The organism is Moorena sp. SIO4G3, from assembly GCF_010692305.1.
GTDB classification, from domain to species: Bacteria; Cyanobacteriota; Cyanobacteriia; order Cyanobacteriales; family Coleofasciculaceae; genus Moorena; species Moorena producens_A.
On sequence record NZ_JAAHIG010000376.1, the window covers coordinates 1 to 8313 of the forward strand.

The 8313-nt window shown below is 44.0% G+C and carries 5 protein-coding genes; 1 reads left to right on the forward strand and 4 read right to left on the reverse strand.

Annotation, left to right across the window (positions count from 1 at the left end; genetic code table 11):
- The 3 genes from F6J99_RS37025 to F6J99_RS37035 form a co-directional block, all read right to left on the reverse strand.
- A partial coding sequence (locus tag F6J99_RS37025) for a hypothetical protein (RefSeq protein ID WP_293120749.1) occupies nt 1–1831 on the reverse strand: 1831 nt, incomplete at its 3' end.
- Nucleotides 1828–4317, reverse strand: a complete 2490-nt coding sequence (locus F6J99_RS37030) for a hypothetical protein (protein ID WP_293120751.1) — start codon at nt 4315–4317, stop codon at nt 1828–1830. The genes F6J99_RS37030 and F6J99_RS37025, both read right to left, overlap by 4 nt.
- An 892-nt stretch (nt 4318–5209) precedes the next feature.
- Nucleotides 5210–5773 carry a hypothetical protein gene (locus F6J99_RS37035; protein ID WP_293120753.1) on the reverse strand — a complete coding sequence of 188 codons (564 nt, stop codon included), beginning with the start codon at nt 5771–5773 and terminating at the stop codon, nt 5210–5212.
- Between the two features lie 124 nt (nt 5774–5897).
- On the opposite strand from F6J99_RS37035, the gene F6J99_RS37040 reads away from it, so the two are divergent.
- Nucleotides 5898–6191 (forward strand): hypothetical protein, encoded by a 294-nt coding sequence (locus F6J99_RS37040; RefSeq protein ID WP_293120755.1) that lies wholly within the window; start codon nt 5898–5900, stop codon nt 6189–6191.
- On the opposite strand, the gene F6J99_RS37045 is transcribed toward F6J99_RS37040, so the two are convergent.
- Nucleotides 6188–8313, reverse strand: a 2126-nt coding sequence (locus F6J99_RS37045) for a hypothetical protein (protein WP_293120757.1), incomplete at its 5' end; no start/stop codon positions are given. The two genes, F6J99_RS37040 and F6J99_RS37045, sit on opposite strands and share 4 nt — an antisense overlap.

The following is an 8313-nucleotide window of genomic DNA, read 5'->3' on the forward strand; positions in this document are numbered from 1 at the left end:
CTTCAGTATTAGCAGCAGGATTGAAACTAACTCTCTGCTGCGTACGCACCTCAAAGTTGTCTAATTTATCGTTAGTTAAATCTAATAATGGTAATTCATCATTAACAGCAAAGGTCGGTAAGTCTCCAACTTGGATATCGAGATCAGGTGCGTAAGCAATGTCAGTATCTGACTGAGTTTCTGGTATCGGTCTAGTTTGTCTAGCTTCTCGATTAACTCTCTTGTTAAGACTAACCCTTTGGGGCGTACCCAGCTCAAGGTTATCTAACTTATCGTTAGTTAAATCTAATAATGGTAATTCACCACTAACTTCAAAGTTAGGTAAGTCTCCCACTTGGATATCGATACCAGGTACATAAGCAATGTCAGTATCTGACTGAGTTTCTGGTATCGGTATAGTTTGTTTAGCTTCAGTATTAGCAGTAGGATTGAGACTAACCCTTTGGGGCGTACGCAGTTGAAGGTTGTCTAACTTATCGTTAGTTAAATCTATCTTCGGTAATTCACGATTAACTTCAAAGTTAGGTAATTTTCCCTGTTGGAAGTCGATACCAGGTGCATAAGCAATCTCTTGATCTGACTGACTTGCTGGTATCGGTATAGTTTGTTTAGCTTCAGTATTGATACTGGGATTAAGACTAACCCTTTGGGGCGTACGCAGTTGAAGGTTGTCTAATTTATCGTTAGTTAAATCTATCTTCGGTAATTCACGATTAACCCCAAACTCAGGTAATTGTCCCTGTTGGAAATCGATACTAGCTGCGATTGTAATCTCAGTAGATGACCGACTTGCTGGTATCGGTATAGTTTGTCTAGCTTCTCGATTAACTCTCTTGTTGAGACTAACCCGTTGGGGCGTACGCAGTTGGAGATTATCTAACTTATCGTTAGTTAAATCTATCTTCGGTAATTCACGATTAACCGCAAACTCAGGTAAATCTCCCTGTTGGAAGTCGATACTAGCTGCGATTGTAATCTCTTGATTTGACTGAGTTTCTGGTATCGGTATAGTTTGTCTAGCTTCTCGATTAACTCTCTTGTTGAGACTAACCCGTTGGGGCGTACGCAGTTGGAGATTGTCTAACTTATTGTTAGTTAAATCTATCTTAGGGAATTGCTCACGATTAACCCCAAACTCAGGTAATTGTCCCTGTTGGAAATCGATACTAGCTGCGATTGTAATTTCAGTAGATGACTGACTTGGTGCGTTCGCGTAGCGTGACCTATGGTCAATCGGTATAGTTTTTCTAGGTTCAGTATTGATACTGGGATTGAGACTAACCCTTTGCTGTTGTTTCAGGTCTAGATTAGCAAGTAGAGCTTTTGGTGAATTTAGCTGAGGTAGTTGACCAGGCAGTAGGTCAAAACTAGATAGCGAACCTTTACTCAAGTCCACTACAGGTGCGAGGGCGATATGTGAGGATGGCTCTGTCTGTGGGATTGGTGAAGGAGTCAGAGTGGAGTTGAAACTAACGATAGGTTCTCGTTTCCAGTTGAGCCTAGGGACTTGATCTGAGCTCAAATCAAAGCTAGGAAATTGTCCATCGTTGATGTTAAAACTCGAAGACTGTCTCAGAGCAATTGTTGTTGATAGCTCATTTTGGTTTAGGGAGGGAACCAGACCGGGATTGAAACTGAGGATAGGTTCTTGTTTGAGATCAAGGCTAGGTAGTTGACTTGGCTTCAGGTCAATGACTGGTAATTTATCCTCTGCTGCTTGGGTTGATTCAGCTTCAGCGATCGCAGGATACAGCACCATGGTGACGCTACCAGCGATCGCTCCCATTAGCTGTAGTTTACAAGATATGTTATAATTATTAATTAATTTCATTGCTGATCCTCTTCGTTGAAGGTCGGGGTGACTGCAAAGTTCATGCGCGCCATACCACCAGGCTCTAAACGCACGAGTCTCGATTGACTGTTGCCTTCATTGAAATGGGTATTGGGAGCTAGGGTGTAACCTGGAAGGCTAGTCAGGTCTAAAGCTCCAGTGTGGTATCCTGGTAGAACGTTCTTAACCGAGAACAGACCATTGGCATCAGTGGTAATTCGGTTACCGTTTTCCATGAAGATCACCGCATTAGGAACTCCCGGTTCTCCTGGTTGCTGATGACCATCAAAGTTTTTGTCTACAAATACTCGACCTAGTAAGGTACCGCAGTCCGAAATAATGCCAGGATCAATTCGTACTCGATGAACCGCTGGACCATCTTTGATATCCCAACCGTTGTCATCCCGTTCCGCAGCAACAATAGCTGAGTTCTCCCCGTCACCCCGAATGCCATCTGGAGTGACTTGCACCCCATAAGCAATGTTCAATACTCCACCTTCTGGAATTGGCTCTGCTGCCCTGAAAGTAATTCTTGCCCCATCTTGTGTGGTTTCAATCTCCACTGATTCTTGCTGTAACTCGCCCCGGACAGAATCTTCCACGAATTTGAATCCTAGGGGTAAGTCATCAGTGACTACAATGTCAACTACAGCACTACTGGCTAGATTGCGCACAGAGAGGCGATAGATGATAGTATCTCCTGGTTCAGCGGTAGCTCGGTCTGCGCTCTTGGTAATCCGAATCGATTCAAGGTCACAAATACCGGTATCTACATTCAACAATCCCAAAACCAGACCTTCCCGTTCCGCATTCCGAATCAGGAATTCACCCTGTACCTCTGTGGGATTGGCATCGGTACTAATCGGTAGACCATCTATAGAAGTAGCAGAATAGGAAACTATACTTTGCGCTTCATCAACATTAGTGATCGTCAGCCGAATCCGCCGTTGCAGGAAGTTGCTATTACTGGGTGGATTAACCACCAAAATGTAGCTTCGACCTTGGTCTAACTGACCTCGGTCTCGATCAAACAGAAAGCTATATCTACCTCGGTTTTCATTGTCCTCATTAGTAACGAAATAGGGATTAGCATTAGTAGTATTAGGTTGAATCCCTTCAGGAATATTGTTATTGGGGTCATCGGGAACTTCAGTGGTGGTAAGTTCTACAATATTCAAGAATCCTGTAGGGTCATTGGGGTCTGGATCAAATAAGCCAACGCTAAATCCGGTATAATCATCCAACAGTTCATTGTCACAACCCCGGATTTCCCCAAACGGGTCAATCAGTTCCAAACTGGGGTCTGGTGTAGGAGCTATAGTAGCTATGGTCTGTTGTGCGGTTTGTTGCGAGGTATTGTCTTGACCGCAATTACTGCTAAACCCTAGGGCTATAGTTTGCTCATCGTTGTCTTCAGCAGCATTAACTGCCACTTGCACATTCAGCACCACCTCCTGCCCAGGCTCGATTGTCAGGGTTTCCGGGGTTTCCTCCAAACCCTCAACAGTAACATTGCCAATGGAGGCTGAACCGACTAAGCCACTTTGAGCAATCACATTAGCTTGAGGAGTTTCTACTTCAATCGCTGCCTCCCCAGTGTTAAGCAAGGCATAACGGAAACTGACAATATCTCCCGATTGCACCCGCGACCCTTGACCAGACTGAATGTTTTGTAGGTCTTGCTCAAGAGAGTCTTTAGCTTGGATCAAGAGTTGTTGTTGTTCAGGGATAGCATTGAGGGCTTCATCAAATGCTTGCTGGCGAATCTCTGTAAAAGTAGTGGTACTCAAGTCAGTTGGAATTAAACCAGCTGCTGTATTTTGGGCAGTTGCGGCATCGGCTTCAGCAATACCAATGGATTCTAAGCCCTGTTGAGCTAGTCCAGTAAACACTAGAGCTATGACTTGATCCGTCTGACTATTCTCCCCATTTAAGAGTGCAGCTTTATTCGGTATCGCTTCTTCAATAGCTGTTTTAGCAGCAGTGATGACTTGATCAGCAGTAGTGTCAGTGGATGAATTAGCAAAACTCATTACTGCTTGGATACTGGCATTGCTGGCTTCTTCTGAAGTAAAGCCCAAAGTTACTAATTCATCTTCCAGGGCATCAGTCATAGCACCTAAGCCAAACACCAACTGGCCTTCCCCATCTTGAATCCCCTGAGATACCAGATTGAGAGTTCCTTGTTTAGAGGTTTCACTTTTGACTTTGGCAGAAGTACCAGTAATGAACAACTCACTAGGTCGAGAGAATCTTCCCCTTGGACCACGAGGCATTTGGTACCGATAAGTGACTTGATTGATCACAGTTGCTGCTACTGTTTCAGGAGCTGTACACTGTAGCGGTGTCTGACCAGTTGTGGCTGAAATTTCTGCTGGCTGAGTTTGCGACAGTACTGGTGGAGATGTTGGTAAGACACCTCCTATCAAAGCTGTTGCTAGCAGCTTTGGGAAACGCTTCTTCCAGTAAGGGGTTGATTTGCACATTTTGATAGTAAATCACTGGATAGTTTTGTTAAGTTAAATTGCTTTTTTTGATTAAATTTTAAATTTAGGTGATTTTTTTATATAAAAAACGCAAATTTAAGCAAAAAATAGCGCAATTTGCGCTGATTTTTTTTTGTGCAGTATTTATGTTTTTTTTAAATACTTATTAGGCTATATACTTTAGGTTTTATGCTGTATTCAGATCTATTCTGAAGCGAAATAGCTACAAAAGCGAGGCGTAAACTGCTGATTTTTTACTAAAGCATAATCAGTATTAATGCGGAGTTGTATAGCGCTACGCGCAAGTCAGAAGTTAGAAGTCAGAAGTCAGAAGTAAGCTATGACTAAGTTTCAGAGTTTAGGAATGTCCTAAGCTTAATGCGTAGTGCTATATTTAGCAAAATAAAAACTGTTACAACGTCAAAAATGAGTAATATTTCTCAGGGGGTAACAAGCTAATTGAAAATATTACAGGGGTTAGGTTTTAGGGGTTAGGTGTTAGGTAAAATTGTCAAGCGGGATGGATTATTAAAACTATCATTGACGAAGTATGCGTGAAAATTGCTTCAATTGCTGGGAAATACAAATGACTCATTGCTGTAATTTACCCAATACCTAAAACCTAAAACCTAAAACCTAAAACCTAAAACCTAAAACCTATATAGGTTTGAGCTTTGTTGTCACCCCGTGAGGTAATATTTGCTATTGAAGAAATTATTTAATTGCCTATAATTAGGTTATTATAATAACCTAATTATCAGCTTAAGTGATTAGTCATTAGTCTTGATTTATGAGTTTTAATTTATAATTCATTTGTAATTAAGAAGATTTTATGGGTATTTACAAATGACTAATTACTAATGACTAAGCACTAATCGTTACTTGTTAATTACTAGCGAACAGTGACATCATAAGATGCTTCTAAAATTGCTTTGGGATCGAGAGCTTCTGGAAACTCAAAGCGAACGTGAGTGTAGGCTGAACCAGGGGCAGGTTTAGTTTCTACCGTGCCATCTTCAAGGGTGACTTCAATAGTAGGTTGTTCTATAAAAGTCTCTCCATTATCAATGCTGTAAGTTATCGTTGCTCCATTGCTGTTGCTAGCGGAATCAAGGATATACATGGTAGCGCGGGGAATAGGTTGGGTAACCATCAGATTGTCAGCCTCCACTTCCCCAGAATTTTCACCTTTGACAGTGTAACGAAGGGTATCTCCTGGTTTGACAATGGCTTTGTTCTCTAGGGCTTGCCAAGTAATATTTTCTTTACCTTCAGTATCAACTTCTACTATCTTCTTCTTAGCCACTAATTTCAACTGCACTTTGGGGCGCATGATGTTTTGGACAATCACTTCCCCAGCTTCCTGTAAACCAGCTAATACAGGAGTCTTACCTACAAAAGGCACAGCAACAATTAATGCGATCGCACCCAGACCTAGAATTGATGAACGTTTCATTTGCAATAAACCTCTTGATAATTACAACAATTTTATAGAACGCTGAAGGTTGAAGGGTGAAGTATGAAGGGTGAAGTAGGAAGGCTTTTAGCCGGATAGCTTGGATCCATCTCACTTTTGCTGTTTGATCCAGTGGGTGGAACAGGCATCTTGGTGGAACAGGCATCTTGGTGGAACGGGCATCTTGCCCGTTCCATTCCCAGGCGGCCTATCTCCACAGTGGGAACCCAGAAAATCAGGACTCCCCCTTGGGTGGTGCGTTACGGGGCGGGCTGTTCCCACACTGGCGCTCGGTGTTGAACATGATGGCAAGCCCGCCCTAACGCACCCTACGCAAGTTTTGCCTTTTGCCTCTTGCCTCTTGCCAATGCCATTGCGCGTAGCGCTATACTTCCTACTTCAGAGCATCAAGGATTAGTCAACCTTACGACGGAAGACAAAGGATCCATTGTCCCCAGGAGCAACAGTACCAACTTCATTGACGTACCTAGTCACTTCTTCACCGCTAGCTGGGTCACTATTTCCAAAGGATAAGGTATTATTGAAGTACTCCACAGTACCCTGAGATGGTTCAGTTCCCTGCTCGTGAGTGGTGATAGTAACCCAGTTGTTAGGAGCTTTGTCCCCATCCTCAGTAATGGTGAAGTTGTTAGCATCCAAAACTACGTTACCAGCACCCACTAGTGGTTCAGAGATATTGGTGTAGGTGATTCGGTACTCGATAAACTGACCAGGCTTAGCTCGTTCTGTGAGGGTACCTTCCTGATCACCTGTGGGATCTCCGCCGGTGAAGTCCTGAATCACTGTTACACCATCAGTATCCAGAATCCGAGCTTCTTTCACCATCTGCATGTAGCCAGTGTAGACCCGGTCAACAGTGATGTTGAAGACGGTTTCCTGAGTGACATCAAAGTCTCCGTTCGGGTTGTTGTCCACAAAGGCAACAATCGGAATCCCGTAACCTTGAACTTGAGCTGTATTAGCAGGTAAGTCAACAATTACCTCGTAATCCAATTGCTGACCTGGTGTGAGAGTACCAACATTAACCGCTGGATCATCGGTGGTAAAACCGTCCTCTTCATTGTAGGTGTAGGTTGCTTCCTGAACATCACCTGTATCTGGGGTGTACTTGATCGTGACCTCAGTGCCATTAGGAATCTGGTTATCTGCTCCAAAGTCTACTGGAGTGGTGAATGCCGCAACAGCAGGGTCATTAGTCGCCGCAGTACCGTCTGAAGGCGCAATTGGCAACAAGGTGACGTTATCTAAATTAGTAGTATTGCGGTTCTCAACGGTATTGTTGAAGATGACCTCACCTGGATCTGGAATGGGCTGACCCTGAGCTAATCCAGCTGGAATAGTTGTGGACTGGTTAGTGAAGTCATCATTGTCATTGGTTGGACCAATGGCGTTGGGTCGATCCTCTGGACCATTGAGGATTTGACTATCAGGGGTAATCTCTGCAGTAATGGTAACTACAGTGTCTTCACCCTTAGGTCCTTCACCGGTGTTGTCATTGTCTTCATCAACACCATCAGCACTGGGATTGGCAATACCAAGGTCTGTAGCTGGGTTGAAGTCGGTACCGCTATCATCCGGTGGTGTACCATCATCATTGTAGTTGTTGGGATTTTGGTCACCGGATTCATCGTAGACCACTTCATCCGTTGGATCACCGACAGTTTCACCAAATGCCTGAGCAATGTTAGCGACTTCACCACCAGCAACGGGTAAGCCACTGGTGATCACACCAAAGGTTAAGCCAATGGGACCTTCAGTGGAGGTTCCTGCAGTAATAGGACCTTCAGCAATGAAACCAATGCGCTTAACATCACTAGCATTAGCTGGCTGGGTAGTAGACCAATCTACGCTCAGGGCGTCACGACCAGTCACCGCTGGGTCATCAGTAGAGTAGACCACTGTCCAGCCATCTGGCGCAGTAGGCGTTACTGCAGGATCAAATTCTGTATTTTCGGGAATGACATCAGAAACCAAGACCCGCTGGACTGGCGCACCATCAACGGTAATGGTAGTTCCTTCGAGATCCGCAGCTTGGAAATTAATCGCTGGGTTAGAGGATTCAACCCGGAAGTCTAAGTGATAAGTAATTTTATCATCGCTAGCATTCTCAGGCGTACCATTGTTATCAACTAGATCAATAGTATTCGGACCTTCGATTCGCTTGAGAACAGTGATGGTGGCTAGTTCCTTAATCTCTGTAGAGAGTAAGACCTCTTGGAACGCAGCACCTTCACGCTCACCATTGACCGGAGGATCACCTTCAGCATTTACGGTAGTAACCTCGTTAGGATTGGAACCATCATCAGCATCCGGCTGGTTATCGGTAGCAGGACTATTGTCGTTAGGTCCGGTATCACCTAACTGGACATTAATCGGAGCCCCTGCTTCATCTACAATAACCGTACCTTCAACCCGTACCTTAATGCTCTGATCAGCACGAATGGGAGTGGTTGTAGTAAAACCAGCTGCTGGAATAGTTGTCTCGAAAGTGCCATCCCCATCCAAGTCAGCTGTCACTA